The following is a 25,857-nucleotide window of genomic DNA, read 5'->3' as shown; positions in this document are numbered from 1 at the left end:
CGAACCTTAACTGTGCCGTGTGCCGGGCGCAATGGAATGGGTTGGTGGTGTGTCAGGGATTGAGGCGGCAACCCTGCCGCTCTCCCAACCACCGCGCCGTGTGTGTACGCCCCAACCCACTCGCCGTTACCTCACTACGCTCCGGATTATCCCTGAACGCACTCGTCGGCACGTACTGCTTCACATAGCCCCGGCAATACTCGGCCGGGTTGTTCGCCACATACCGACACGAGCAGTACTCCTTGGCGGTGTACGCCGCGATGATGTCGGGGAAGGCTTGCAGGTTGACGCGTTCGTGCCAGATCCACCCCAGCAAGGCGAGCAACAACAGCAGAAACAGACTGGTGAACGGCCGGCGACGGATCATGGTTGCACCGCCGCGAGCACGCGTTTGAGCAGTTCGTTGTGGCGGTAGCTGCCGTCGCGATCATCGCCGTAGCGCACGATCACCAGGTGTTCGTCAGGCATTACAAACAATGCCTGGCCCCAGTGACCGAGGGCGGCGAAGGTGTCGGCGGGGGCATCGGGCCAAGGCTTGGACACGCCCGTGTTGAGCCACCACTGGCCGCCAGGGACAGCTTCATCCTGGCCGCTTTTGTATTTGTCGAACGGCTGGCGGTTGAAGGCCACCCATTCTTTAGGCAGCAACTGTTGCTCGCCCCAACGCCCGTCCCGTGCCATCAGTAGCCCGACACGCGCCAAGTCCCTGGCGGTGAGGTAAGCGTAGGACGAGGCGACGAAGGTTTCATCGGCATCGGTTTCCCAGGTCGCATTGCGAATGCCCAGCGGCTTGAACAGTACATCCCACGGATAGCTCATATACGCCTTGTGGCCGAGCATGCCTTTGAGGGCCGCAGACAAGATGTTGCTGTCGCCACTGGAATAACGAAAAGCCTGGCCCGGTGCAGCAGCGGCGTCGGTATCGGCGGCAAACTCGGCCATATCGCCACGCCCACGGGTATAGAGCATCGCCACCACCGAGGACTTCAACGGCGCGTACTCGTAGTCTTCCTGCCAGTCCAGGCCCGAGGCCCAGTGCAGCAGATCGGCCATGGTCACCTTGGGGTGCTGTTTCATCGGCGGGTAGAAACGCGCAACGGGGTCGCTCAGCTTGAAACGGTTTTCGCCGTAGGCCACGCCGAGCACGGTGGCCATCAGGCTTTTGCTCACCGACCAAGTCAGGTGCGGTGTGCTGGCGGTAGTCGGCGCGGCGTAGCGTTCGTAGATGATTTCACCGTCACGAATGACCAGCAACGCGTCGGTGCGAATGCCTTTGCGGGTAGTGTCGTCGCGGGGCGCAAAGGCGTAAACATCCAGGGCATCGACAGCGGAACCAACGAGTGGCGTGCCCAATACCCAATCCTTTTCGGGCCAGGTTTCAGCACGGGCGGTAACGGTGACGAACAGCAGAGCAACGCATAACAGGCCTCGGACCATAGACGCAAACTCAAGGGGCATTCAAGCCCGCAAGCCTAACCAGGGAAGATGACGGATTAGCGACAGTCCCTGCCATGGCAGTCCTGAATTCCTTTATGTTTTCTTGAATGCATAAGCATAAATATTCTCACCCGTGGGTGATGCACCTCCTCGATTGCCCCATCGCTCTTCTTTCCCGCCAACCGACACAGAAGTATGGGTACCGTCCTTACCATTGTCGCCGTGAAAAGCACCCAATCGGCCACCCGCCAAGTCTTCGGGTGCGACCATTTCAATCTGGTCCAATAACCCAAGCCGCTCAAATGCCAACGGAATGGCATCTGGACGGTTCATCACTGTCAACGCTTCGCCGTAACTGACGCCTGGTCGCTTCTGCCGTTCTACCTCGGCCATAACGGCGAATATGAAGTTGGCCGAGGTGATCGCCCGAGGGTCCTCCCCTTTGAACTTTGCCGCGAACGCGGCCATTTCAAGCTCATCTTGGGTAAGGTAAATCGTTTGGTTATTTCTTAGCGTGACCTGGAAGCCATGCGCTATCTCTCGCACTTCTTTGAACACGTCGGTTGGCTGCTCTCCAAACTGCATCATCGCCATCTTTATTGCCGCCACGCTGACACAATTATCATTGTCCCATTGGCTGAACCCGCCAAAGATATCCTCGGGTTTTTTCCCCTGACTATGCTGTTCAGGTTTGTATACAAACAAGTGCATGCCCGAAGCCATGACCCTATGGTTAACCGGTTCACCGTAAGTCCGACCGTCCTGTCTACGGATGCCGCTGTAACGATTGGTTATTATTTCTACCTGCGGTGGCTCAGAACTCGAACTTTTTTCATGATTGTCAACCTGCCACCAGGCTGGCCCGTTATTCAAAACCTGCGAAATCGTCATACGTTCTTAATCCACAACGGACATTTTCAAAAATATCTTAAGGGTATAAGGCGCGCGCTACGCGCGCTCACAGTCACCTAGGTGGCGGTGCCGATAATCCAGTTCCCTTTGATATGTAATCTTCCTACCGAACCAGCAGCAGGAAAAAATACCATCCTGTAGTTCCTCTATCTCAAAAGGTGGCTCAAGCGTCTCAAGCGCCTGTCATCCAAGCGTCACCATAACTTCATGGAGATGACACCGAGCCTACATAGCCTGACTTTGGACAACAAAGTCGACCGGCCGAAATCGTGGCTGGCACTCGGAGATTCGCCATGACTCAGATCGCCCGCATCAGCGACACCGGCAATGAACGCCGTCTGCAAGCCGAACGCCTGGTTGGCGCGCAGGCATTGCAGGAAGCCCAGGCCCTGCGGTTCAACGTGTTCAGCGGCGAGTTCAACGCCAAGCTGAAAGGCGCGGAACTGGGCCTGGACATGGATGACTATGATGTTCACTGCAGCCACATCGGCGTGCGGGACTTGAACAGCGGTCGACTGGTGGCCACCACCCGTTTGCTCGACCACCAGGCGGCCAGCACCCTGGGCCGGTTCTACAGTGAAGAAGAATTCAGCCTGCATGGCCTGCTGCACCTGCAAGGCCCGATCCTGGAGATCGGCCGTACCTGCGTCGACCCGGCCTACCGCAACGGCGGCACCATCGCGGTGTTGTGGGGCGAATTGGCCGAAGTGCTCAACCAGGGCGGCTACAGCTACCTGATGGGTTGCGCGAGCATCCCGATGCACGACGGCGGCATCCAGGCCCACGCGATCATGCAGCGCCTGCGCGAGCGCTACCTGTGCAACGAACACCTGCGCGCCGAACCGAAAAAACCATTGCCGGCGCTGGACCTGCCATCCAACGTCATCGCCGAAATGCCGCCGTTGCTCAAGGCTTACATGCGCCTGGGTGCGAAAATCTGCGGCGAGCCGTGCTGGGATGAAGATTTCCAGGTCGCCGACGTATTCATCCTGCTCAAGCGCGATGAGCTATGCCCGCGTTACGCCCGCCACTTCAAGGCGGCCATGTAATGAGCCGCCTGCGCGTGTACGGGCGCGTTGCCCGGGTACTGCTGGTGGTGGCGCTGGGCTTGAGCATGGCCAGTGTGTTTGGGGTTTTCGAGCGCATGGGCATCGCCAACTCGATGGTGCGCCGCCAGCGTTGGTCGCGGTTCTTCATGGCGCGCCTGACTAACGCCCTGCCCTTTCGCGTGACGGTGCACGGCGACTTGCCGACACAGCCGATGCTGTGGGTGAGTAATCACGTGTCGTGGACCGATATTCCGCTGCTCGGCGCCGTGGCGCCGATGTCATTTTTGTCCAAGGCCGAGGTGCGCACCTGGCCGGTGGCCGGTTGGCTGGCGGCTAAAGCGGGCAGCCTGTTTATACGCAGGGGTTCGGGTGACAGTCAGTTGATCCGCAAGCAGATGACCCGTCACTTGGAGCAACAGCATCCTTTGCTGATGTTCCCGGAAGGCACTACGACCGACGGGCGCAGCCTGCGCACCTTCCACGGGCGCTTGCTGGCCAGTGCGATCGATGCGGACGTATCACTGCAACCGGTGGCGATCCGTTATCTGCGTGACGGCCAAGTTGACCCGCTGGCACCTTTTATTGGCGACGATGATTTGCTCTCGCACCTGATGCGTTTGTTTGCCAACGACCAGGGCGATGTGGAAATCCATGTGCTCAAGCCGATTGCCTGTGCCGGGCAGGAACGTGCGGCACTGGCGTATCAGGCGCAGCAAGCGGTGCAGAAGGCGTTGTTTGGGCCGGTGCCGGAGGCTGAGCAAGTGGATGCTCGGCCTGCATTCGCAGCCTGAAGCGGGTACGGTTAAACATGTGGGAGCGTTGCTGGCTCTGGAAAAATGGTTTGAAGAAAACCATCAAGACAGGTGCTCCCACATTTAGACCTCAGCAGTCAGGTGTTTTAGGGCGAAGGCTTGCAGTTCGGGGTAGAACACCCGGAAGTCTTCACTCAACGGCTCATACAACTCACGTAATTCCTGCATTGCAAATCTCAATGCCTCCGGCTGCGTCAGCCGCCGCGAGATCCCGCGCAGCACCTGCTCCATAACTGCAAACTCGCGGTACGAACCCAACCAATCATCCGCCGCCATAGACGGCGCAATCTGCGCCAGCCGCCCCGGCAATTGCGGCTCTGCCGCCAGCACGCGGTACACCTGTGACGTGAAACGCTCCAGGGGCTGGTCGGCATACAAAGTCCAGTCCCGCGCCAGGCAATGATCGAAAAACACATCGAGGATGATCCCGGCATAGCGCCGGCGAGTAAGGCTGAAGCGCGACAAAGCCGTATCGACCAACGGATGGCTGTCGGTAAAACGGTCAATCGAGCGATGCAACTGGATCGCCGATTCGATTTGCGGACTGAACTGGCCCTGCAGGCGGCCTTTGACGAAGTCGCCATAAAGGCTGCCCAGCAGTTGCGCAGGAAGTTGGCCGCCCAGATGCAGATGTGCGAGATAATTCATGGCGCGCAGTCTACCACTGCCTTCAACGTATCGTTATAACCCGATATACCGAATGAGCCTAGACTCAGAGCAAAATCATATTGGTCTATCGGGATAGACCGATATAAAGTTCGCCTCATCGCGATATAACGCTGTACGACACCGAGCCCCTGCCATGTCCATCGACCTCGACGAAATAATAAAAGCCCTGGCGCATCCAGTACGACGAGACATCCTCACCTGGCTGAAAGACCCGAAAGTGCAATTCCCCGAACAATTGCATAACCACCAGTACGGCATCTGCGCCGGGCAGATCGACCAGCGCTGCGGCTTGTCCCAGTCGACCGTGTCGGCGCATCTGGCCACCCTGCAACGCGCCGGGTTGATCAGCAGCCAGAAAGCCGGCCAGTGGCACTTTTTCAGACGCAACGAGGACACCATCCAGGCCTTTCTCGCGGCGCTCACTACTGAACTCAGTGCTGACGACAACGCAGCACTGTAACAAGGAAACCCTAATGCCCCTCTCGCTACTCATATTGGCCCTCAGCGCCTTCGCCATCGGCACCACCGAGTTCGTCATCATGGGTTTGCTGCCCGATGTGGCGGCGGACCTGGGCGTGTCGATTCCCGGCGCCGGCTGGCTGGTAACCGGCTACGCGCTGGGCGTGGCCATCGGCGCGCCTTTCATGGCACTGGCCACCGCCAAGCTGCCACGCAAGGCGGCGCTGGTAGCGTTGATGGGTATCTTCATTATCGGCAACCTGCTCTGCGCCCTGGCCAGTGATTACAACGTGCTGATGTTTGCCCGTGTCGTCACTGCCCTGTGCCACGGCGCTTTCTTTGGGATTGGTTCAGTGGTAGCGGCCAACCTGGTGCCCGCCAACAAACGCGCTTCGGCCGTCGCCTTGATGTTCACCGGCCTGACCCTGGCCAACGTGCTCGGCGTACCGCTGGGCACCGCATTGGGCCAGGAAGCCGGCTGGCGCTCGACCTTCTGGGCAGTGACGGTGATTGGTGTGGTGGCGTTGATCGGCCTGATCCGCTTCCTGCCGGCCAAGCGCGATGAAGAGAAACTCGACATGCGCGCCGAACTGGCCGCCCTCAAGGGAACCGGCATCTGGCTGTCGCTGAGCATGACCGCGCTGTTTGCCGCGTCCATGTTCACTCTCTTCACCTACGTCGCGCCGCTGCTGGGCGATGTCACCGGCGTGTCGCCCAAAGGCGTGACCTGGACCCTGCTGCTGATCGGCCTGGGCCTCACCGTCGGCAACATCATCGGCGGCAAGCTGGCGGACAAACGCCTGGCAGCCACCCTGATCGGCGTGTTCATCAGCATGGCGGTGGTCTCCACGGCACTGACCTGGACCAGCGTCGCCGTGATCCCGACCGAAATCACCCTGTTCCTGTGGGCCACAGCGTCGTTTGCCGCAGTGCCTGCGCTGCAGATCAACGTGGTGACCTTCGGCAAGGCTGCACCGAACCTGGTGTCCACCTTGAACATCGGCGCTTTCAATATCGGCAATGCCCTCGGCGCCTGGGTGGGCGGCAGTGTGATTGCCCACGGTTTCGGCCTGACCCGCGTGCCCTTGGCCGCGGCGGCCCTGGCGATCCTCGCGCTGTTGGTGACCCTGATTACTTTCCGTCAGACCGGCAGTGCCGACCTGGCCCCTGCGACCCACTGATCCATTTCAAAGACAAAGGTGTTTTCCCCATGACGACTATTTTCGATCCAATCAAACTGGGCGACCTGGAACTGGCGAACCGCATCATCATGGCGCCGTTGACCCGCTGCCGTGCCGACGCCGGCCGCGTGCCCAACGCGCTGATGGCCGAGTACTACGTGCAACGCGCCTCCGCCGGCCTGATCCTCAGCGAAGCCACCTCCGTGACACCGCTGGGCGTGGGTTACCCGGACACCCCAGGCATCTGGTCCAACGACCAGGTGCGCGGCTGGGCCAACGTCACCAAAGCGGTGCATGGCGCGGGTGGCAAGATCTTCCTGCAACTGTGGCACGTCGGCCGTATTTCCCATGAGTCTTACCTGAACGGCGAAACCCCGGTAGCGCCAAGTGCGATCCAGCCCAAAGGCCACGTCAGCCTGGTGCGCCCATTGGCCGACTACCCGACACCCCGCGCCCTGGAAACCGCTGAAATCGCCGACATCGTCGACGCCTACCGCACCGGTGCCGAGAACGCCAAGGCCGCCGGTTTCGACGGCGTTGAAATCCACGGTGCCAACGGCTACCTGCTCGACCAATTCCTGCAGAGCAGCACCAATAAGCGCACTGATCAGTACGGCGGCTCTCTGGAAAACCGTGCACGCCTGCTGCTGGAAGTGACCGACGCGGCCATCGAAGTCTGGGGCGCCGGCCGTGTGGGTGTGCACCTGGCACCGCGCGCCGACTCTCATGACATGGGCGATGACAACCTGGCAGAAACCTTCACCTACGTCGCCAGCGAACTAGGCAAGCGTGGCATCGCGTTCATCTGCTCTCGTGAGAAAGAAGCCGGCGACAGCCTCGGCCCACAACTGAAGAAAGCCTTCGGCGGCACCTACATCGCCAACGAACGTTTCACCAAGGACAGCGCCAACGCCTGGCTGGCCGAAGGTAAAGCGGATGCCGTGGCCTGGGGCGTGCCGTTCATTGCCAACCCGGACCTGCCAGCTCGCTTGAAAGCTGGCGCGCCGCTGAATGAAGCACGCCCGGATACGTTCTATAGCAAAGGCCCGGTCGGCTACATCGACTACCCGACGCTGGCGCTGTGATGTAAAAAGCCGAAACGAAAAAGCCCGGTTCGCAGGAACCGGGGCTTTTTCGTGGGCACTGGGTAACAATCCTTCACAGCACTGCAACAAAATCACTACAAAATACTTAGGCGGCTACCTATCAACTGCCCGCCGGCCCGTATATAAAGTCACCCCACCAATCAGGCAGAAGGACGATTGACTGTCCTTGGGCTTTACTGTTGACACAACCTGATGCAATTACGCATTTTGTCTTAATTGCGCAGGCTGGGGCTCCAGCGCAGCATGTCCAGCCCGGCATCCACCCAGCGTTCGGCTTCCTGATGTAACTGGAAGCTGTCGGGCACCAGCAGCCACTGGCCGATCAGCCCGTTGATATAGGCGTGGATGCACACCGCGCCACGGGTTGTATCAAGATTTTCCGGAAGTTGCCCGCGATGGACCGCGTTACGCAATGTCAGGCCGATGCGCAGGTTGCATTCCAGGCTGTGGGTCTGACGCTGGCGGCGCATGTCGCACATTTCATCGGTGAATTCGCACTTATGGAACAAGATCTCGTTGATGCGCCGGGTTTTCGGGTCCAGGGCTACTTGATGGAACAAATGAATCAACAGCTTGCGCATACAGCCCAACGGATCGAGTTCATCCTCGCTTTCACTGGCCCTGGCCAACTCGTCCAGTGGTTCATGCAGCGTGTCGAGCAGCGCCTGCAGCAAGTCGGACTTATTGCTGAAATGCCAGTAGATAGCACCCCGCGTCACACCGGCCAACGCGGCGATGTCCGCCAACGTGGTCCGCGCGACGCCGCGCTCATAAAAGGCTTGCTCAGCGGCTTCGAGAATCTGGCTGCGCGTTTCCTGAGCTTCCTCTTTGGTGCGACGAACCATGGCAGTAAAACCTCAATCAGGGTACTGGGGACTATCGTTAACGTAGAATTAATAGCTGTTAACGATCATCTGAATAATTGTGGGACGACACCGTCATGGGCACCGAACGTACTAAAATCGAGGCTTTGGGCGTTGCTTTGTCAACATTCCGCGAAGCCTGTCAAGAGTTTACAAACAACCATGAACGTAAGTATATTGCGTAGCAAGCTACTTATCCACTCACAGCTTGTTTTTTACCCTTCCACACTTCTTGTGCGCACTCTGCGCGCCTGACCCGAGGATCTTCATGCAACTTAAGCCAGCTGTTACCGCTCTGGTCACTGCCGTCGCCCTGGCATCGCTGCTCAGCGGATGTAAAAAGGAAGAAGCGGCTCCGCCCGCTCAAACCCCTCAGGTCGGCGTGGTCACCATTCAACCGCAAGCCTATACCCTGACGTCCGAGCTTCCAGGCCGCACCACCGCCTACCGCATCGCGGAAGTTCGCCCACAGGTCAACGGCATCATTCTCAAGCGTCTGTTCAAGGAAGGCGCGGATGTGAAGGAAGGGCAACAGCTCTACCAAATCGACCCGTCGGTGTATGACGCCACCCTGAAAAGCGCGCAAGCCAGCCTGACCCAGGCCAAGTCCATCTCCGACCGCTACAAGCAGTTGGTTGATGAGCAAGCCGTCAGCCGCCAGGAATACGACACCGCCGTCGCCAATCGCATGACTGCGGAAGCAAACGTTCAAACGGCCCAGATCAACGTGCGTTACACCAAAGTGTTCGCGCCGATCTCCGGGCGTATCGGCCGTTCTTCAGTGACCGAAGGCGCGCTGGTCAGCAACGGCCAAACCGATGCCATGGCCGTGATCCAGCAACTGGACCCGATCTACGTCGACGTCACGCAGTCTTCGGCTGAAATGCTGAAACTGCGCCGCGACCTGGAAAGCGGCCAGCTGGAAAAAGCCGGCGCCAACGCGGCCAAGGTCAAGCTCACCCTGGAAGACGGCAGCGACTACGGTCAGGACGGCAAGCTGGAATTCTCCGAAGTCTCGGTTGACCAGACCACCGGTTCCGTGACCCTGCGCGCCGTGTTCCCCAACCCTGACCACACCCTGCTGCCGGGCATGTTCGTACACGCCCAGCTGCAAGCCGGTGTGAACAGCAAGGCCATCCTGGCACCGCAACAAGGCGTGACCCGCGATATCAAAGGTATCCCGACCGCCATGGTGGTGAACAAGGACAACAAGGTCGAGCAGCGTCAACTGGTGGCCAACCGCACTGCCGGCGCCTACTGGCTGGTGGAAAAGGGCCTGAACGCCGGTGACCGCGTGATCACCGAAGGCCTGCAATTCATCAAGCCGGGCGTCGAAGTCAAGGTCAAGGACGCCGACAACGCCAAGCCTGCCGGTTCTGCTCCAGCTCCTGCTGCCGCTGCTGGCCAGGGGGAGTAACCCATGTCGAAATTTTTTATCGACCGTCCCATTTTCGCCTGGGTAATTGCCCTGGTGATCATGCTGGTCGGGGCACTGTCGATCCTGAAGTTGCCCATCAACCAATACCCGGCCATCGCGCCCACCGCCATCGACATCCAGGTGACCTACCCAGGCGCGTCTGCACAAACCGTGCAGGACACCGTGGTACAAGTGATCGAGCAACAGCTCAACGGTATCGACAACCTGCGTTATGTGGCCTCGGACAGTAACTCCGACGGCAGCATGACCATCACCGCAACGTTCAACCAGGGTACCAACCCGGACATCGCCCAGGTTCAGGTGCAGAACAAGCTGAACCTGGCGACCCCATTGCTGCCGCAAGAAGTGCAGCAGCAGGGTATCCGCGTGACCAAGTCGGTGAAGAACTTCCTGATGGTGATCGGTCTGGTGTCGGAAGACGGCAGCATGACCAAGGACGACTTGTCCAACTACATCGTGTCCAACATCCAGGACCCGATCTCGCGTACCGCGGGCGTCGGTGACTTCCAGGTGTTCGGTTCGCAGTACGCCATGCGTATCTGGCTCGACCCGGCCAAGCTGAACAACTACCAGTTGACCCCGGTAGACGTCAGCGCCGCCATCTCGGCACAGAACGTCCAGGTGGCGACCGGTCAATTGGGCGGTTTGCCTGCCCTGCCCGGCACCCAGTTGAACGCGACCATTATCGGCAAGACCCGCCTGCAGACGGCCGAAGAGTTCGGCAAGATTCTCATGAAGGTGAATGCCGACGGCTCGCAGGTGCGCCTGCGTGACGTCGCGCGTATCGAGCTCGGCGGCCAGAACTACAGCATCAGTGCACAGTTCAACGGCAAGCCGGCGTCCGGTATGGCGATCAAGCTCGCGTCGGGTGCAAACGCCCTGGACACCGCCAAGGCCATCCGTGCCACCGTGGCGTCCCTGGAACCGTTCTTCCCACCTGGCATGAAGGCAGTGGTGCCGTATGACACCACGCCTGTGGTGACCGAATCGATCTCCGGTGTGGTGCACACTCTGGTCGAAGCGATCGTGCTGGTGTTCCTGGTGATGTTCCTGTTCCTGCAGAACTTCCGCGCCACCATCATCACCACCATGACGGTGCCAGTGGTATTGCTGGGTACCTTCGGCATCCTGGCCGCGTTCGGCTTTACCATCAACACCCTGACCATGTTCGGCATGATCCTGGCCATCGGTTTGCTGGTGGACGATGCCATCGTGGTAGTGGAAAACGTCGAGCGGGTAATGGCCGAGGAGCACCTGTCGCCTAAAGAAGCGACGGTGAAATCCATGGGCCAGATCCAGGGCGCCCTGGTGGGCATTGCCCTGGTACTGTCGGCGGTACTGCTGCCAATGGCCTTCTTCGGCGGCTCCACCGGCGTGATCTACAAACAGTTCTCCATCACCATCGTTTCGGCCATGGCGTTGTCGGTACTGGTTGCCCTGATCTTCACTCCGGCTTTGTGCGCCACCATGCTCAAGCCGATAGACCCTGAGAAACACGGCCAACCCAAGCGTGGTTTCTTCGGCTGGTTCAATCGCACCTTCGACCGTGGCGTACTGAGCTACGAACGCGGCGTGGGCAACATGATCAAGCACAAATTCCCGGCGTTTTTCGTGTACTTGGTCATCTTCCTCGGCATGATCTGGCTGTTCACCCGTATTCCAAGCGCATTCTTGCCGGAAGAAGACCAGGGCGTGATCTTTGCCCAGGTACAGACCCCGGTCGGCTCTTCGGCTGAACGTACGCAGAAAGTCGTCGACGACATGCGGGCCTTCCTGCTCAACGACAAGGAAGGCGAGCCGGGCGAAGGCAAGGCCGTGAAGTCGGTATTTACCGTAAACGGCTTCAACTTCGCCGGCCGTGGCCAGAGTTCGGGCCTGGCATTCGTAATGCTCAAGCCGTGGGATGAGCGCGATTCGTCCATGTCGGTATTCGAAGTGGCCAAGCGTGCCCAGGGTTACTTCTTCGGGGCCTTCAAGGACGCCATGGTATTCGCCATCGTGCCACCTTCGGTTCTGGAGCTGGGTAACGCCACCGGTTTCGACGTGTTCCTGCAAGACCAGGGCGGTGTCGGCCACGAAAAACTGATGGAAGCGCGTAACCAGTTCCTCGGTGCCGCCGCACAAAGCAAGATCCTGGCGGGTGTGCGCCCCAACGGTGTGAACGATGAGCCGCAATACGAGCTGACCGTCGATGACGAGAAGGCCAGTGCCCAGGGCATTACGCTGTCGAGCATCAACCAGACCCTGGCGATTGCGCTGGGCGGCAGCTACGTCAACGACTTCATCGACCGTGGTCGAGTGAAGAAAGTGTACGTGCAAGGCGAAGCCGCGGGCCGGATGTCCCCGGAAGACCTGGACAAATGGTACGTGCGCAGCGACTCCGGAAAAATGGTGCCAATGTCGGCCATTTCCTCGGGCAAGTGGATCTACGGTTCGCCGAAGCTCTCGCGGTATAACGGTGTAGCGGCGATGGAAATCCTCGGTACCCCGGCACCGGGCTACAGTACCGGTGACGCCATGGCCGAAGTCGAACGCATCGCCAAGCAATTGCCGGCGGGTGTGGGCTTTGCCTGGACCGGCCTGTCGTACGAAGAACGTCTGTCCGGCTCCCAGGCGCCTGCGCTGTACGCCTTGTCGCTGCTGGTGGTGTTCCTGTGCCTCGCGGCACTGTACGAAAGCTGGTCGATCCCGATCGCAGTGGTACTGGTAGTACCGCTGGGTGTGGTGGGTGCGTTGATCGCCACCAGCATGCGTGGCTTGTCCAACGACGTGTTCTTCCAGGTGGGCCTTTTGGTGACGGTGGGCCTGGCGGCGAAAAACGCCATCCTGATCGTGGAGTTCGCCAAGGAGCTCCACGAACAGGGCAAAGGCATCGTCGAGGCGGCCATCGAGGCGTCCCGCATGCGTCTGCGCCCGATCATCATGACCTCCATGGCGTTCATCCTAGGCGTACTGCCGCTGGCGATCTCCTCGGGCGCCGGCTCAGGTAGCCAGCACGCCATCGGTACCGGCGTCATTGGCGGTATGATCACGGCCACTGTGCTGGCGATCTTCTGGGTACCATTGTTCTTCGCAACCGTATCCGCCGCTGGCGAACGTAAAAAGACCGACACAACTGAAACCCCTAAAGAGGCTGGCCAATGAGCAAGTCGCTACTTTCCCTAGCTGTCACGGCATTCGTGCTCAGTGGCTGCTCGCTGATACCTGACTATCAGCGCCCCGAAGCGCCGGTGGCCGCACAGTTCCCGCAGGGGCCGGCGTATTCGTCGGCCCAGGCACCGAGCCAGGCCGCTGCCGAGCAGGGCTGGAAGCAGTTTTTCCATGACCCTGCACTGCAACAGCTGATCCAGACTGCGCTGGTGAACAACCGCGACCTGCGCGTCGCGGCCCTGAACATCGACGCCTATGCCGCGCAGTACCGTATCCAGCGTGCCGACCTGTTCCCGGCCGTGTCGGCCACGGGCAACGGGAGCCGCTCGCGTACCCCGGCTCGCCTGTCGCAGACCGGCGAATCGACCATCAGCAGTCAGTACTCGGTAGGGCTGGGCATCAGCTCCTATGAGCTGGACCTGTTTGGCCGCGTGCGCAGCTTGAGTGAAGAGGCCCTGCAAAAGTACTTCGCCACTGAAGAAGCACGGCGCAGCACCCAGATCAGCCTGGTAGCCAGCGTGGCCAACGCCTACCTGACCTGGCAGGCGGACAAGGAACTGCTCAAGTTGACCCAGGACACCCTGGGCGCATTCGAACAGAGCTTCAAGCTCACCTCGCGCAGCAACGAAGTCGGTGTGGCCTCGGCCCTCGACCTGAGCCAGGCGCGCACCTCGGTGGAAAACGCCCGCGTGCAGCTTGCCCGGTATACGCGTCAGGTGGCCCAGGACGAAAACAGCCTGACCCTGCTGCTGGGCACCGGCCTGCCGGCGAATATCACCAGCAAGCCGCTGTCGGATGACCTGCTCAGCGAAGTGCCAGCCGGGTTGCCCTCGGACCTGTTGCAACGTCGCCCCGACATTGTGCAAGCCGAGTACAACCTCAAGGCCGCCAACGCCAATATCGGCGCGGCCCGTGCAGCATTCTTCCCGAGCATCAGCCTGACGGCCAGCGCCGGTACCGCGAGCCCTAACCTGGGCGGCTTGTTCAAAGGCGGTTCGGGCACCTGGTCGTTCGCCCCGCAGATCAACATCCCGATCTTCAACGCCGGCAGCCTGCGCGCCAGCCTGGACTACTCGAAGATCCAGAAAGAGATCAACGTGGCGAACTACGAGAAGGCCATCCAGACCGGCTTCCAGGAAGTCTCCGACGGACTTGCCGCACGTGAAACCTACAAGCAGCAGTTGGATGCACAGCGCGGCTTCGTCGCGGCCAACCAGGATTACTACCGCCTGGCCGAGCGTCGCTACCGCATTGGTGTCGACAGCAACCTGACGTTCCTCGACGCCCAGCGCCAGCTGTTCAGTGCCCAGCAATCGCTGATCACCGACCGCCTGGCGCAGCTGACCAGCGAGGTCAACCTGTACAAGGCCCTCGGCGGCGGCTGGAACGAGCAGACCGCGAAGAACGAGCCGTTGAAAGAAGAAGCACCGGCGTTGAAGTTGTTCTGATCGCGCTGTTGTAAACAAAAAAACCGCCTCCCTCACCGGTGGCGGTTTTTTTATGCCTGCCCTTTAATACCTCCGACCTACCGTAGGAGCTGGCTTGCCAGCGATAGCGGTGTGTCAGCCTCCACGCACTCACTGACACACCGCTCTCCCTGGCAAGCCTTTTCCTACTAACCCGCAAGGCTTTACCGCCTTGCTTTCTCTTCAACCTTTCAGGCTAAAATTGGTAACAGATTCTTACAGACCACAGAGGGAGCTTGTCGTAATGATCGTAGGAATCGACCTGGGAACCACCAACAGTCTCGCTGCAGTCTGGCGCGGTGATGCAGCCGAATTGGTACCCAATGCCCTTGGCCAGTTGCTGACCCCAAGCGTGGTCGGGCTGGATGACCAAGGCCGTGTCCTGGTAGGCCAGGCTGCCAAAGAGCGCCTGCACACCCACCCGCACCTGACCACTTCGCTGTTCAAGCGGTTCATGGGCAGTGTCACCGAAGTGCGCCTGGGCGACCGCTCGTTCCGTCCGGAAGAACTCTCCGCGCTGGTGCTCAAAAGCCTGAAGGAAGACATCGAGCGCACTTACGGCCACACCGTTACCGAAGCCGTGATCAGCGTGCCCGCGTATTTCAGCGACGGCCAACGCAAGGCCACGCGCATTGCCGGTGAGCTGGCGGGGCTCAACGTTGAAAAACTGATCAACGAACCCACCGCCGCCGCCCTCGCCTACGGCCTGCATCAGCGCGACAAAGAAACCTCGTTCCTGGTCTTCGACCTCGGCGGCGGCACCTTCGACGTGTCGATCATCGAGCTGTTCGACGGCGTGATGGAAGTCCGCGCCAGCGCCGGCGACAACTTCCTTGGCGGCGAAGACTTCGACACCCTGTTGCTCGAACACTTCGTCGACAGCCAGCGCAACGCCCAAGGCTTCCCGCCCACCAGCAGCGTGCTGCAAGCCCTGCGCCGCGAAGCCGAACGGGTGCGCAAAGCCCTGGGCCAGGACGACAGTGCCGAATTCGCCCTGCGTGTCGACGGCCAGCAATGGGTAAAAACCATCACTCAGCAGGAACTGGCCAAGCTCTACACACCGCTGCTGGAACGCCTGCGCGCGCCGATTGAACGGGCCCTGCGTGATGCACGGATTCGTGTCGGCGACCTGGATGAAATCCTGTTGGTGGGCGGCACCACGCGCATGCCATTGGTGCGCAAACTCGCCGCCGGTCTGTTCGGTCGCTTCCCGTCCATCAGCCTCGACCCGGACCAGGTGGTCGCCCATGGCGCCGCGATCCAGGCGGCACTCAAGGCGCGCTCTGCGGCACTGGAAGAAGTGGTGCTGACCGATGTGTGCCCTTACACCCTCGGTATCGAAACCTCGAACCAGTACGGTGGCCATATCGAAAGCGGGCACTATTTGCCGCTGATCGAGCGCAACAGCAGTGTGCCGGTGAGCCGCGTCAAAAGCGTGGTCACCCTGCACGACGACCAGACCCGCGTACTGCTCAAGATCTACCAAGGCGAAAGCCGCCTGGTCAAAGACAACATCGAACTGGGCCAACTGGACATCCCGGTGCCCAAGCGCAAGGCCGGTGAAGTCTCGCTGGATGTGCGCTTCACCTACGACAACAATGGCCTGCTGGAAGCCCAGGTGAGCATCCCGCTGACCGGCGAACAGCACTCGCTGGTGATCGAGAACAACCCAGGTGTGCTCAGCCCGGAGGAGATCCAGCAACGCCTGCAAGCCCTGGCGCAGTTGAAAATTCATCCGCGCGACCAACAGGTCAACACCGTACTCACTGCGCGCCTCGAGCGTCTCTACCAGGAAAACCTCGGCGAACTGCGCGAGCAACTCGGGCATTGGGCCGCGCAGTTCCAGCAAGTACTCGACACCCAGGACGAGCGCCGCATCCGTGAGGCCCGCAGCGAACTGGCCCGTCAACTTGAGCAGCTCGACAACGGGTTCTGGCGCTGAGGAAACACGACATGGAGTGTTGGACCGTACTGCGACTGCCGGAAGACGCCGACGAGCGCACCATCAAGCGCACCTATGCGCGGCTGCTGAAAAGCTGCCGGCCGGATGACGATGCTGCCGGCTTCCAGCGACTGCGCGAAGCCTATGAAGAGGCACTGGCCTACGCACGCTGGCGGGCTGACGCCGAAGAAGAGCAAGAGAGCGTCCAGGCGCCGTTGGCCGAAGCAACTTACGGCAACCTGAATGACCTGGCCGAACTGATGAATATCAGCCCGGTCCGCCCTGCGCTTTTCGAGACGCCTGCACCGGACCCGGCCCAGGCGCTGCTCGACGGCCTTAACGCGCACAACCTCGACCAACGCTGGGCCCAGGCCCGGCAACAGGGTTGTACCGATACGTTCCAGGCCGGCCTGTTGCGTCATTGTTTCGAAGCGCCGGGCGAGCGCAGCGCCATCGCCGGTTGGGCGGTGCAACACCTGGAATGGCTGACGCCCTGGCAACAAGTGGCCATGACGCCATGGCAGCACGAAGCGCTGGCCGGCGAACTGCTGCAGGACTACCGCCGCACCCTGCAGGAACGGCTGGAGCAAAAGGCCGAGCGCGAGTTCGTCACCCAGCTCACGCACTACAACAACCAGCCGTGGCTGCGGGTGTTCGACCTGCAACAGCAGTGGCAACGCATCCTCCTGCACCTGCTCCACGAAACCACTTGGAGCGTGCCGTTGTTCGAGCGGGTGTGCCAGGTGTTCGGCTGGGACGACCAGAAAGGTGTGTTCCCGGAGCCGGCGTGGATGTGGCGCGAACTGGTGTCGCGCTGTGAACAGGAAAGCTTCTACACCCACTTGCAGGAGAAGGCCCAGGACCCGCGACGCACCTCAGCCGATGCCCTGGCGGCGCGCTTGTTACTGACGCCCATGACCGCCACCCAACACAAACGCATGATCGACGGGTTTGGCGAAAACGAGTGGAATGCCTGCCAGCACCTGGCCGAAACCCTGACCTGGCGTTATCCGAAACTGGTCGAGCGCCTACCCAGGACCGACCTGTTCTTCTGGCGCAAATACGTACCCCGGCCGATCTACACCCAGGTGTTCATCCGGCTGTGGGCCGTTTTCGCCCTGGGGCTTGGCCTGAGCATCGCCCACGACAAACCCGACCGGATGGATGGGATGTCGCTGGTGATTTTCATGCTGATGGCGTTCGTGCCAGCGGCCATTGGTTTTCGCGTCACTCAACTGTGGGCCGCAATGAGCTCTACCTATCGGGTTGTGGATGTGTGGCTGAGCGAGTACCTGATCCCCAAGCGGCTCAACCCCAACGACTACTGGCTGGTGATTCGCCACGGCGTGCCACAGTTGGTCATGCTGGGAGCCTGCGGTTTGATGCTTGGCGTGCTGGGCATGGTCACCTATGCCGGCATGGTCCTGATCAACCTGCTGCACAAAAAACGCATCGGTCACATGAGCGTTAAATTCAGCCAAGGCTACCCGTGGCTGAATGGCTTGCACTGGGCCTTCTGGAGCCCGTTGCAAGCGGTGTTCCTGGTGGTGATGGTGGCGCTGATCGTGGCGGCGCAGCACTACTTGCCACAAGTGCCCTGGACCCACTTCAACCTGCCCAAGCGCTAATCCCCTGCCGGGCCCGAGCGCCCGGCAACTTGCGTTCGATCATCGCCCACAACCCGTCCGCCCCCACTTTCATCGCCCCCGCACCGCCGCGCACCATGGCCGCCACCTGCATAAACCCAATAACAACAGGTCCTTTCGCCATGAGCACTTTCCACCCGCGCCGGCTCTTGCTGGCAACCGCTGTCGCCAGTCTTGCCTTCCCCGTCGTCGCCGAGGAACACGGTTTTCTCGAAGACGCGAGCGCCAACCTCAACCTGCGAAACTTCTTTTTCAACCGCAACTACACCAACCCCACCAAGACCCAGGGCGGCGCGCAGGAGTGGACGCAGAGTTTCATCCTCGACGCCAAGTCCGGCTTCACCCAGGGCACCGTGGGTTTTGGCGTGGATGTGCTGGGGTTGTATTCGTTGAAACTGGATGGCGGACGCGGCACCGGGGGCACCCAACTGTTGCCGTTGGACCGTGATGGCCGCCCGGCGGATGAATTCGGGCGTCTAGGGGTGGCGTTCAAAGCGCGTATTTCCAAGACGGAAGTGAAGGTCGGCGAGTGGATGCCGGTGCTGCCGATCCTGCGCTCGGACGACGGCCGCTCCCTCCCGCAAACCCTGCGTGGCGGGCAAATCACCTCGAAAGAAATCGATGGCCTGACCCTCTACGGCGGTCAGTTCCGCGCCAACAGCCCGCGGGACGACAGCAGCATGACCGACCTGTCGATGTTCGGTAAAACCGCATTCACGTCCGACCGTTTCAACTTCCAGGGCGCCGAGTATGCGTTCAACGAAAAGCGCACCCAGATCGGCCTGTGGAACGCGCAACTCAAGGACATCTACAGCCAGCAGTTCATCAACCTGATTCACAGCCAGCCCATCGGCGACTGGACCCTGGGCGCCAATCTTGGCTTTTTCTACGGCAAGGACGACGGCAGCGCCCGCGCCGGCGAGCTGGACAACAAGACCTGGTCCGGCCTCTTCTCCGCCAAATACGGCGGTAATACCTTTTACGTCGGCCTGCAAAAACTCACGGGCAACAGCGCCTGGATGCGCGTCAACGGCACCAGCGGCGGCACCCTGGCCAACGATAGCTATAACGCCAGCTACGACAACGCCCAGGAGAAATCCTGGCAAGTGCGCCACGACTACAACTTCGCCGCCCTCGGCGTGCCCGGCCTGACCCTGATGAACCGCTACATCAGCGGCAGCAACGTGCACACCGGCACCATCACCGATGGCAAGGAATGGGGCCGCGAAAGTGAACTGGGCTACACCGTGCAAAGCGGCAGCCTGAAAAACCTCACCGTGCGCCTGCGCAATTCCAGCATGCGCCGCGACTACAGCAACAACGAGTTCGACGAGAATCGGTTGATCGTCAGTTACCCGATCAGTTTGCTGTAAACCAGCGCCACACTTACTGTATGGTGCGCGCCTGCCGCTGCTGATCCGCCCAGCAGCGGCCTCTATTCGAGCCCGCGCCCACCATGAAATCCTTCGCCATCGCATCAGCCGTGCTTGCTCTGGCCCTGAGCCTCAGCGGCTGCATTGGTTCGCCCATCGCGCTGACGCCACAGACCGAACAACGCCTGCAAGCCCAGGCGCCGATCCGTTTTCTGCTGACGTTCGATGACGGCCCCAGCGCCTCCGGCTATAACAACCCGAGCCGGTCGGTGGTGGCCGACCTGGCGCAGAACCCGGTGCTGCCGGGGATCAAGGCGGTGTTCTTCTTGCAGACCGAAGCTGCCCGTTCCGGCGGCAGCGCACGGGGTCGCAAGACCATGGAGCGCGAGTATGCGGCGGGCCATATCCTGGCGTTTCATACGGCCACAGGCTTTCATACCAACCACCGCTGGCTGAACGACGCAGAACTGGAAAGCACCCTCAGCCAAGGCGCTGCCGATATTGCCGCTATCACCGGCAGCCCGCCTGTACTGGTACGCCCGCCGTTCTGGAATTACGACCGACGCACCTTTGCCGCCTACCAGCGCCACGGCCTGCACGTGTTGCTGACGGACCTGAGCGCCAATGACGGCAAGATCTGGGGTTTCAACGGCAGCCCGCGACGCCGGGCGAATTTGTACCGGCAATTGTCGGTGGTGCGCGAGCGCATAGCGCTGGGAGAACTGCCAACGGTGGACGGCGTGATTCCGGTGGTGGTGACCTTCCACGACATCAACCGCTACACCGCACGACACATGCAGGAATACCTGCAGATCCTGCTGGACAGCGCCCGGATCAACGGCATGAAGACTGCCGCCGAACCCTTCTACACCGACACCGCCCAGGTTCAGCGCGCGGCGCTGGCGCGTACGGTCAAGGATGTGAGTGAAGAAGTGCATCTGCCGGGGGTGTGGAATTGGGTATGGGATGCCGATTCCCACTGACACCACGGGTAAATGAGCTTTTTTGTGGGAGCTGATCGCATTTCAGGTTCAGTCTTGCTGGCGCGACTCTACGCCCAATTCATCCCACACCGACTCCGCCAAATGGAACGTCGCATTCGCCGCCGGAATTCCGCAGTAGATCGCGCTCTGCATCAGCACTTCCTTGATCTCGGCGCGGGTCACGCCATTGCTCGCGGCGGCGCGCAGGTGCAGCTTGAGTTCTTCACTGCGGTTCATGCCGATCAGCATGGCGATGGTGATCAGGCTGCGGGTGTGCCGCGGCAAACCGGGCCGGGTCCAGATGTCACCCCAAGCATGGCGGGTGATCATTTCCTGGAACTCGCTGTTGAACTCGGTCAGGGCATTGAGGCTGCGGTCGACATGAGCATCGCCCAGCACTTCGCGGCGCACTTGCAGGCCTTCGGCATAACGTTGTTTCTCGTCCACAAAAAGCTCCTCAGCGGGCCAGCAAGAATTCAATGACGCAGTTGCTGAACGCCGCACCGGCCTGCACATTGGACAAGTGCGCCGCATAGAACTCGGCGTACTCGGCGCCCTGTACATGGTTCTGGATAAAGTGGCCGCCGGCAGGCGGTGTGACGGCATCTTCAGTGCCGGCAATGACCAGGGTCGGCACCTTGATCGAAGCTAGCTGCCCACGAAAATCCGCATCACGCACCGCCGCACAGTTGGCGGCATAACCTTCGGGCGATGTAGCCGCCAGCATGTCGGTAATCTGCTTGGCCTGGTGTGGGTTGGCCGCCGCAAAGTCCGCGGTGAACCAGCGCGCAATCGATGCATCGCGCAGCGCCACCATCGCCGCTGCACCATCGCGCAACACCATCTCGATGCGCGGGTTCCACACCTCGGGTGTGCCGATCTTGGCGGCGGTGTTGCACACCACCAGACGCTGCAAGCGCTCGCGCGCGTTGATGCCCAGCCATTGGCCGATCAGCCCCCCCATGGACAGCCCGCAGAAATGTGCACGCTGGATATCCAGGGCATCCAGCAGCGCGATCACATCGTGACCGAGTTGCTCGATGCTGTAGGGCCCTGGGGTCACCAAGGATTTGCCATGGCCACGGGTGTCAAAACGCAGCACACGAAAATGCTCGGTGAAGGCCGGGATCTGGATGTCCCACATGTGCAGGTCTGTGCCCAACGAGTTGGAGAGCACCAGCACCGGCGCATCCACTGGCCCGTCCAATTGGTAATGCAGTTCGCCCTCGGCGAGTTGTACAAATGCCACGGTGGTCTCCTCAAGCAAAGTGTTCGGCTACGGCGCGGGTAACCCAGGTGCGAGCCTGGCCCAGGTAGTGGGCGGGATCGAGCAATCGGTCCAGCTCAGCCGCCGACAATTCGGCGGTGACTTGCGGTTCGTCCGCCAACACCTCGCGTAAATGGCGTCCCTCTGCAACAGCACGTTTGCAGCACTGCTCCAGCAAATGGTGCGCGGTGTCACGGCCCAGGCGCTGGGCGAGCACGATGCTGACGGCCTCGGCCAGCACCAGGCCTTGGGTCAGGTCGAGGTTTTGCGCCATGCGCTGCGGGTCGACCTCCAAGCCTTCGCTGATCAGCAGGGCCTGTTGCAAAGCCCCCGAAACCAAGCGGCAAATCTCCGGCAGGGTTTCCCATTCGGCATGCCACAGGCCCAGGCTGCGTTCATGTTCCTGGGGCATAGCGCTGAACATTGTCGATACCAGCCCCGGCACGCGGGTGGCGGCGCTGATCAGCACGGCCGCGCCCACGGGGTTGCGCTTGTGCGGCATGGTCGACGAACCGCCTTTGCCCGGCGCCGAAGGTTCAAAGACTTCCGCCGCATCGGTCTGCATCAGCAGGCTGATATCGCGACCCACTTTGCCGAGGCTGCCGGCGATCAGGCCAAGCACGCTGGCGAACTCCACCAGGCGATCCCGCTGGGTGTGCCAGGGTTGTTCGGGCAAGGTCAGTTGCAACTCAGATGCCAGCGCTTCGGCCACCGGCATGGCCTGTTCACCGAGCGCTGCCAGGGTTCCGGATGCGCCGCCCAATTGCAGCACCAGCAGGCGCGGCTTCAGCTCAGTCAGACGCTGGCGACTGCGCGTTATCGCTCCCAGCCAGCCCGCTATTTTCATCCCCAGCGTGACCGGCGTCGCATGTTGCAACCACGTGCGCCCGGCCAATGGCACGCCGGCATGGCGCTGGGCCTGTGCGGCAAGCATGTCGCCCAGGCGTGCAAGGTCCGCCTCGATCAATTCCAACGCCCGCCGCAGTTGCAGCACCAGGCCGGTGTCCATCACATCCTGGCTGGTCGCGCCCAGATGCACGTAGCGCTCGGCTCCGGCATCTTCACTGGCAATTAACTTGCCCAGCGCCTTCACCAACGGAATCGCCGAATTCCCCGCCGTGGCAATTGCCACGCCGAGGGCATCCACGTCGTACAGCGAGGCCAGGCACGCCTGGGCAATCGGTGCCACGGCGGCCTGGGGAATCAACCCGACCTGAGCCTGGGCCCGGGCCAAGCCCGCTTCAAAATCCAGCATGCCCTGCAAGCGCCCTTGATCGCAGAACACCTCGGCCATGCTATCCGCCGTGAAGTAAGCGTCGAACAATTGATTGCTCGTGCGCAGTGTCATAGCTCATCCCTTACAGATCGTGGTGCAGGTACTCCGCCTGTTTCGGCAGACGCAAGCTGAACAGGAAGGCCACCGCCATCATGCCGGTGACGTACCAGTAAAAGGTGTTTTCCATGCCCATGGATTTGAGGCCCAGTGCCACGTATTCCGCCGAGCCACCGAAAATCGCATTGGCCACCGCATAGGCCAGGCCTACACCCAGGGCACGCACGTGAGGCGGGAACATTTCCGCTTTCACCAAGCCGCTGATGGAAGTGTAGAAACTGACAATGGCCAAGGCCAGGGAGATCAGCACAAAGGCCAGGAACGGGTTGGTCACGGTTTTCAGGGTCAGCAGGATCGGCACGGTGCACAGGGTGCCGAGGGCGCCGAACCAGAGCATCGAGTTACGACGGCCGATCTTGTCCGAGAGCATGCCGAACAGCGGCTGCATGCACATGTACAGGAACAGTGCACCGGTCATGATGTAGCTGGCGGTCTTGGCGTGCATCCCGGCGGTGTTAACCAGGTATTTCTGCATGTAGGTGGTGAACGTATAGAAAATCAGCGAACCGCCGGCGGTGTAACCGAGCACGGTGATAAACGCTGCTTTGTGGTTGCGGAACAAGGCAGCCACGCTGCCGGCATCCTTGTCCTGGCGCATCTCCTTGCTGGTGGTTTCCTTGAGGGTGCGACGCAGCAACAGAGAGATCACCGCGGCAATGGCGCCGATCACGAATGGAATCCGCCAGCCCCAGGCACGCAATTCTTCTTCGGTGAGGATCTGTTGCAGGATCACTACCACCAGCACCGCCAGCAGTTGCCCGCCGATCAGCGTCACGTACTGGAACGACGCGAAGAAACCGCGCTGCCCCTTCAGGGCGACTTCACTCATGTAGGTCGCCGTGGTGCCGTATTCGCCACCCACCGACAAACCCTGGAACAACCGCGCCACCAACAGCAACGCCGGTGCCCAGGCGCCGATGTCTTTGTAGGTAGGCAGGAAAGCGATGACCAGGGAACCGGCGCACATCATCAGCACCGAGATCATCATCGAGTTCTTGCGCCCGTGCTTGTCGGCCACCCGGCCAAACAGCCAGCCGCCGATCGGGCGCATCAGGAAGCCGGCGGCGAACACACCGGCGGTGTTGAGCAGTTGGACCGTGGGGTCGTCCGACGGGAAGAATGCCGGGGCAAAGTAAATGGCGCAGAAGGCATAGACATAGAAGTCGAACCATTCGACGAGATTGCCGGAGGAGGCCCCGACGATCGCAAAAATCCGTTTGCTGCGTTCTTCTCCGGTGTAGTGACTCGTTGTTGTTGTCATGTTTTTTTCACTCAGTGGGAACGGTTGTAGCGTAGACATACTTTGCAACAACCATGTCATGCAAGTAGGGCTGTCACAAGTTTCAAGCCACAAGCTGCAAGAGAAGAGTCACCGTGATCACTGCTTTTCCTTGTGGCTCGCCGCTTGAAGCTTGCCGCTGCTACTCATCAATAATCGAAGAACACCGTTTCCTTATCCGTCCCCTGCAACACCACATTCCACTGATACCCCCCCGCCGTATCCTGCTGGGCAATCAAGGTACTGCGACGCCCTGCTGGCACACACGCCAGCAACTGGTCATCCCCATTCAGCGCCTCGCCATCAAAATAAATCCGCGTCAGCAAGTGCTTCACCAAACCACGGGCAAACACCAGTACCACCAAGTGCGGCGCCTGGGTCGTGCCCTTCAAGCCCGGCACGGCACCCGGCTTGATGGTGGTAAAGCGAAACCGCCCTTCCCCATCCACTGGCACACGACCGAACCCTTCGAAGTTCGGGTCGATTGCCTTGTCCTGCTCATCTTCCGGATGGTCGTACTTGCCGGCGGCGTTGGCCTGCCACACTTCGAGCATGGCGTCATTGACGACATCGCCATTGCCATCCACCACTTGCCCGCTGATCGCCACGCGCTCGCCTAGGGTGGCGGCCACGGTCAGGTCTTCGCGGTTCAGCCAAGTCAGGCCGATGTGGTAATACGGCCCGACGGTGTGGGACGTGGTCGCGTTGAGTGTCATCTCATTTCTCCATCGGCGTGGCGTCGCGGCCGCGCAGGACGATGTCCCAGCGGTAGCCGAGGGCATAGGAAGGAATGGTTTTTTCCAGGTCGAAGCGGGCGATCAAGCGTTCCTTGGCCGAGGTGTCCGGCACGCAGTTGTAGATCGGGTCGTAGGCCAGCAACGGATCGCCGGGGAAGTACATCTGCGTGACCAGTCGTGTCAGCACGCTCGGGCCGAACAGCGAAAAGTGGATATGCGCCGGACGCCACGCATTATGGTGGTTGCCCCACGGGTAGGCGCCGGGCTTGATGGTCTGGAACTGGTACCAGCCATTGGCGTCGGTGACGGTGCGGCCGGTGCCGGTGAAGTTCGGGTCCAGCGGCGCGTCGTGCAAATCGCGCTTGTGGTTGTAGCGGCCGGCGGCGTTGGCCTGCCAGATTTCAATCAGGATACCTGGCACCGGCAGGCCGTTTTCGTCCAGCACGCGGCCGTGGATGATGATGCGCTCGCCCTGGGGCTCGCCGTCATGCTGGGCAGTCAGGTCGTTGTCCTTCTCATTGACGCGCTCGGCGCCGATGGTCGGGCCGGTGATTTCCGACAAGGAATGGGGCAGAAACACCAAGGGCTGCGACGGCGAACGCAGGTTCGTCGACTGGTAGGCCGGGTGCAGGTAATCAGGTTGAGTGCCCGCTTGCGGGCGCCGGTATCCGGGCTTGTCACTCATGGTGCAGTCC

Annotated in this window: 24 protein-coding genes; 12 read left to right on the top strand and 12 right to left on the bottom strand. The window is 60.8% G+C overall.

The window, feature by feature from the left end; all coding sequences use genetic code 11:
* Positions 1-52: 52 nt before the first annotated feature.
* The 3 genes from LVW35_RS06730 to LVW35_RS06720 form a co-directional block, all read right to left on the bottom strand.
* A complete protein-coding gene (locus LVW35_RS06730; protein WP_233894377.1) occupies positions 53-367 on the bottom strand; it encodes an amidase in 315 nt (104 codons plus the stop codon).
* Positions 364-1,437 (bottom strand): serine hydrolase domain-containing protein, encoded by a 1,074-nt coding sequence (locus tag LVW35_RS06725; RefSeq protein ID WP_233894375.1) that lies wholly within the window; start codon positions 1,435-1,437, stop codon positions 364-366. Before LVW35_RS06725 ends, LVW35_RS06730 begins: the two co-directional genes overlap by 4 nt.
* A 93-nt stretch (positions 1,438-1,530) precedes the next feature.
* On the bottom strand, positions 1,531-2,328 hold the full coding sequence (locus tag LVW35_RS06720) for a hypothetical protein (RefSeq protein ID WP_233894374.1): 798 nt from the start codon (positions 2,326-2,328) through the stop codon (positions 1,531-1,533).
* Positions 2,329-2,642: 314 nt separating this feature from the next.
* On the opposite strand from LVW35_RS06720, the gene olsB reads away from it, so the two are divergent.
* Together olsB and LVW35_RS06710 are read left to right on the top strand one after the other, a co-directional pair.
* Complete coding sequence (gene olsB / locus LVW35_RS06715) at positions 2,643-3,398, top strand: L-ornithine N(alpha)-acyltransferase (protein WP_003172415.1); 756 nt, start codon at positions 2,643-2,645, stop codon at positions 3,396-3,398.
* Entirely contained in the window at positions 3,398-4,189 is a 792-nt protein-coding gene (locus LVW35_RS06710) for a lysophospholipid acyltransferase family protein (RefSeq protein ID WP_233894372.1), read from the top strand. Before olsB ends, LVW35_RS06710 begins: the two co-directional genes overlap by 1 nt.
* Positions 4,190-4,273: 84 nt before the next feature.
* On the opposite strand, the gene LVW35_RS06705 is transcribed toward LVW35_RS06710, so the two are convergent.
* On the bottom strand, positions 4,274-4,858 hold the full coding sequence (locus LVW35_RS06705) for an acyl carrier protein phosphodiesterase (RefSeq protein ID WP_233894370.1): 585 nt from the start codon (positions 4,856-4,858) through the stop codon (positions 4,274-4,276).
* A gap of 154 nt (positions 4,859-5,012) precedes the next feature.
* Between LVW35_RS06705 and LVW35_RS06700 the strand changes: the two genes are divergently transcribed.
* Genes LVW35_RS06700 through LVW35_RS06690 form a run of 3 tightly spaced genes read left to right on the top strand, consistent with a single transcriptional unit; the run spans position 5,013 to position 7,604 of the window.
* Complete coding sequence (locus LVW35_RS06700; RefSeq protein ID WP_233894368.1) at positions 5,013-5,339, top strand: ArsR/SmtB family transcription factor; 327 nt, start codon at positions 5,013-5,015, stop codon at positions 5,337-5,339.
* 13 nt (positions 5,340-5,352) lie between these two features.
* On the top strand, positions 5,353-6,519 hold the full coding sequence (locus LVW35_RS06695; RefSeq protein ID WP_233894366.1) for an MFS transporter: 1,167 nt from the start codon (positions 5,353-5,355) through the stop codon (positions 6,517-6,519).
* A gap of 29 nt (positions 6,520-6,548) precedes the next feature.
* Entirely contained in the window at positions 6,549-7,604 is a 1,056-nt protein-coding gene (locus LVW35_RS06690) for an alkene reductase (RefSeq protein WP_233894364.1), read from the top strand.
* A gap of 233 nt (positions 7,605-7,837) precedes the next feature.
* Here LVW35_RS06690 and LVW35_RS06685 read toward each other — a convergent pair whose 3' ends face one another.
* Complete coding sequence (locus LVW35_RS06685) at positions 7,838-8,470, bottom strand: TetR family transcriptional regulator (RefSeq protein WP_233894362.1); 633 nt, start codon at positions 8,468-8,470, stop codon at positions 7,838-7,840.
* A gap of 286 nt (positions 8,471-8,756) precedes the next feature.
* Here LVW35_RS06685 and LVW35_RS06680 point away from each other — a divergent pair, with 286 nt between their 5' ends.
* The 5 genes from LVW35_RS06680 to LVW35_RS06660 all read left to right on the top strand — a co-directional run bounded on the left by LVW35_RS06680 (position 8,757) and on the right by LVW35_RS06660 (position 18,112).
* Positions 8,757-9,905, top strand: a complete 1,149-nt coding sequence (locus LVW35_RS06680; protein WP_233894361.1) for an efflux RND transporter periplasmic adaptor subunit — start codon at positions 8,757-8,759, stop codon at positions 9,903-9,905.
* 3 nt (positions 9,906-9,908) lie between these two features.
* Positions 9,909-13,070, top strand: a complete 3,162-nt coding sequence (locus tag LVW35_RS06675; RefSeq protein WP_233894359.1) for an efflux RND transporter permease subunit — start codon at positions 9,909-9,911, stop codon at positions 13,068-13,070.
* Positions 13,067-14,524, top strand: a complete 1,458-nt coding sequence (gene adeC / locus LVW35_RS06670) for an AdeC/AdeK/OprM family multidrug efflux complex outer membrane factor (RefSeq protein WP_233894357.1) — start codon at positions 13,067-13,069, stop codon at positions 14,522-14,524. The genes LVW35_RS06675 and adeC overlap by 4 nt, the downstream gene beginning before the upstream one ends.
* Before the next feature lie 262 nt (positions 14,525-14,786).
* Complete coding sequence (locus tag LVW35_RS06665; protein WP_233894355.1) at positions 14,787-16,484, top strand: molecular chaperone HscC; 1,698 nt, start codon at positions 14,787-14,789, stop codon at positions 16,482-16,484.
* An 11-nt stretch (positions 16,485-16,495) separates the two neighbouring features.
* Entirely contained in the window at positions 16,496-18,112 is a 1,617-nt protein-coding gene (locus LVW35_RS06660) for a J domain-containing protein (RefSeq protein WP_233894354.1), read from the top strand.
* Here the strand turns inward: LVW35_RS06660 and LVW35_RS06655 are convergent.
* Positions 18,093-18,254: a hypothetical protein gene (locus LVW35_RS06655; protein ID WP_233894352.1), complete on the bottom strand. Its 162-nt coding sequence runs from the start codon at positions 18,252-18,254 to the stop codon at positions 18,093-18,095. The two genes, LVW35_RS06660 and LVW35_RS06655, sit on opposite strands and share 20 nt — an antisense overlap.
* Between LVW35_RS06655 and LVW35_RS06650 the strand changes: the two genes are divergently transcribed.
* Together LVW35_RS06650 and LVW35_RS06645 are read left to right on the top strand one after the other, a co-directional pair.
* A complete protein-coding gene (locus LVW35_RS06650; protein WP_233894350.1) occupies positions 18,253-19,503 on the top strand; it encodes an OprD family porin in 1,251 nt (416 codons plus the stop codon). The genes LVW35_RS06655 and LVW35_RS06650 overlap by 2 nt on opposite strands.
* An 83-nt stretch (positions 19,504-19,586) precedes the next feature.
* A complete protein-coding gene (locus tag LVW35_RS06645) occupies positions 19,587-20,486 on the top strand; it encodes a polysaccharide deacetylase family protein (protein WP_233894348.1) in 900 nt (299 codons plus the stop codon).
* Between the two features lie 48 nt (positions 20,487-20,534).
* On the opposite strand, the gene pcaC is transcribed toward LVW35_RS06645, so the two are convergent.
* From pcaC to pcaH, 6 genes are all read right to left on the bottom strand, one after another.
* Positions 20,535-20,933, bottom strand: a complete 399-nt coding sequence (gene pcaC / locus LVW35_RS06640; protein WP_003189316.1) for a 4-carboxymuconolactone decarboxylase — start codon at positions 20,931-20,933, stop codon at positions 20,535-20,537.
* 10 nt (positions 20,934-20,943) lie between these two features.
* Entirely contained in the window at positions 20,944-21,735 is a 792-nt protein-coding gene (gene pcaD / locus LVW35_RS06635) for a 3-oxoadipate enol-lactonase (protein ID WP_233894346.1), read from the bottom strand.
* Between the two features lie 10 nt (positions 21,736-21,745).
* A complete protein-coding gene (locus tag LVW35_RS06630) occupies positions 21,746-23,101 on the bottom strand; it encodes a 3-carboxy-cis,cis-muconate cycloisomerase (protein WP_233894344.1) in 1,356 nt (451 codons plus the stop codon).
* A gap of 10 nt (positions 23,102-23,111) precedes the next feature.
* Positions 23,112-24,407: an MFS family transporter gene (locus LVW35_RS06625; protein WP_028619273.1), complete on the bottom strand. Its 1,296-nt coding sequence runs from the start codon at positions 24,405-24,407 to the stop codon at positions 23,112-23,114.
* 167 nt (positions 24,408-24,574) lie between these two features.
* On the bottom strand, positions 24,575-25,141 hold the full coding sequence (gene pcaG / locus LVW35_RS06620; RefSeq protein WP_233894343.1) for a protocatechuate 3,4-dioxygenase subunit alpha: 567 nt from the start codon (positions 25,139-25,141) through the stop codon (positions 24,575-24,577).
* A 1-nt stretch (position 25,142) separates the two neighbouring features.
* Positions 25,143-25,847: a protocatechuate 3,4-dioxygenase subunit beta gene (gene pcaH, locus LVW35_RS06615; RefSeq protein WP_233894342.1), complete on the bottom strand. Its 705-nt coding sequence runs from the start codon at positions 25,845-25,847 to the stop codon at positions 25,143-25,145.
* Positions 25,848-25,857 lie beyond the last annotated feature (10 nt).

The organism is Pseudomonas sp. HN11 (assembly GCF_021390155.1).
Classification (GTDB): domain Bacteria; phylum Pseudomonadota; class Gammaproteobacteria; order Pseudomonadales; family Pseudomonadaceae; genus Aquipseudomonas.
This window is presented reverse-complemented; position numbering and strand designations above follow the sequence as displayed.

Coding starts and splice junctions, on each gene's coding strand:
- olsB (WP_003172415.1), top strand. CDS start 2,643: ATGACTCAGATCGCCCGCATCAGCGACACCGGCAATGAACGCCGTCTG.
- LVW35_RS06705 (WP_233894370.1), bottom strand. CDS start 4,858: ATGAATTATCTCGCACATCTGCATCTGGGCGGCCAACTTCCTGCGCAA.
- LVW35_RS06720 (WP_233894374.1), bottom strand. CDS start 2,328: ATGACGATTTCGCAGGTTTTGAATAACGGGCCAGCCTGGTGGCAGGTT.
- LVW35_RS06690 (WP_233894364.1), top strand. CDS start 6,549: ATGACGACTATTTTCGATCCAATCAAACTGGGCGACCTGGAACTGGCG.
- LVW35_RS06725 (WP_233894375.1), bottom strand. CDS start 1,437: ATGGTCCGAGGCCTGTTATGCGTTGCTCTGCTGTTCGTCACCGTTACC.
- LVW35_RS06710 (WP_233894372.1), top strand. CDS start 3,398: ATGAGCCGCCTGCGCGTGTACGGGCGCGTTGCCCGGGTACTGCTGGTG.
- LVW35_RS06665 (WP_233894355.1), top strand. CDS start 14,787: ATGATCGTAGGAATCGACCTGGGAACCACCAACAGTCTCGCTGCAGTC.
- LVW35_RS06675 (WP_233894359.1), top strand. CDS start 9,909: ATGTCGAAATTTTTTATCGACCGTCCCATTTTCGCCTGGGTAATTGCC.
- LVW35_RS06685 (WP_233894362.1), bottom strand. CDS start 8,470: ATGGTTCGTCGCACCAAAGAGGAAGCTCAGGAAACGCGCAGCCAGATT.
- pcaG (WP_233894343.1), bottom strand. CDS start 25,141: ATGACACTCAACGCGACCACGTCCCACACCGTCGGGCCGTATTACCAC.
- LVW35_RS06695 (WP_233894366.1), top strand. CDS start 5,353: ATGCCCCTCTCGCTACTCATATTGGCCCTCAGCGCCTTCGCCATCGGC.
- LVW35_RS06655 (WP_233894352.1), bottom strand. CDS start 18,254: ATGGCGAAAGGACCTGTTGTTATTGGGTTTATGCAGGTGGCGGCCATG.
- LVW35_RS06680 (WP_233894361.1), top strand. CDS start 8,757: ATGCAACTTAAGCCAGCTGTTACCGCTCTGGTCACTGCCGTCGCCCTG.
- pcaH (WP_233894342.1), bottom strand. CDS start 25,847: ATGAGTGACAAGCCCGGATACCGGCGCCCGCAAGCGGGCACTCAACCT.
- LVW35_RS06700 (WP_233894368.1), top strand. CDS start 5,013: ATGTCCATCGACCTCGACGAAATAATAAAAGCCCTGGCGCATCCAGTA.
- adeC (WP_233894357.1), top strand. CDS start 13,067: ATGAGCAAGTCGCTACTTTCCCTAGCTGTCACGGCATTCGTGCTCAGT.
- LVW35_RS06630 (WP_233894344.1), bottom strand. CDS start 23,101: ATGACACTGCGCACGAGCAATCAATTGTTCGACGCTTACTTCACGGCG.
- LVW35_RS06660 (WP_233894354.1), top strand. CDS start 16,496: ATGGAGTGTTGGACCGTACTGCGACTGCCGGAAGACGCCGACGAGCGC.
- LVW35_RS06625 (WP_028619273.1), bottom strand. CDS start 24,407: ATGACAACAACAACGAGTCACTACACCGGAGAAGAACGCAGCAAACGG.
- LVW35_RS06650 (WP_233894350.1), top strand. CDS start 18,253: ATGAGCACTTTCCACCCGCGCCGGCTCTTGCTGGCAACCGCTGTCGCC.
- LVW35_RS06730 (WP_233894377.1), bottom strand. CDS start 367: ATGATCCGTCGCCGGCCGTTCACCAGTCTGTTTCTGCTGTTGTTGCTC.
- LVW35_RS06645 (WP_233894348.1), top strand. CDS start 19,587: ATGAAATCCTTCGCCATCGCATCAGCCGTGCTTGCTCTGGCCCTGAGC.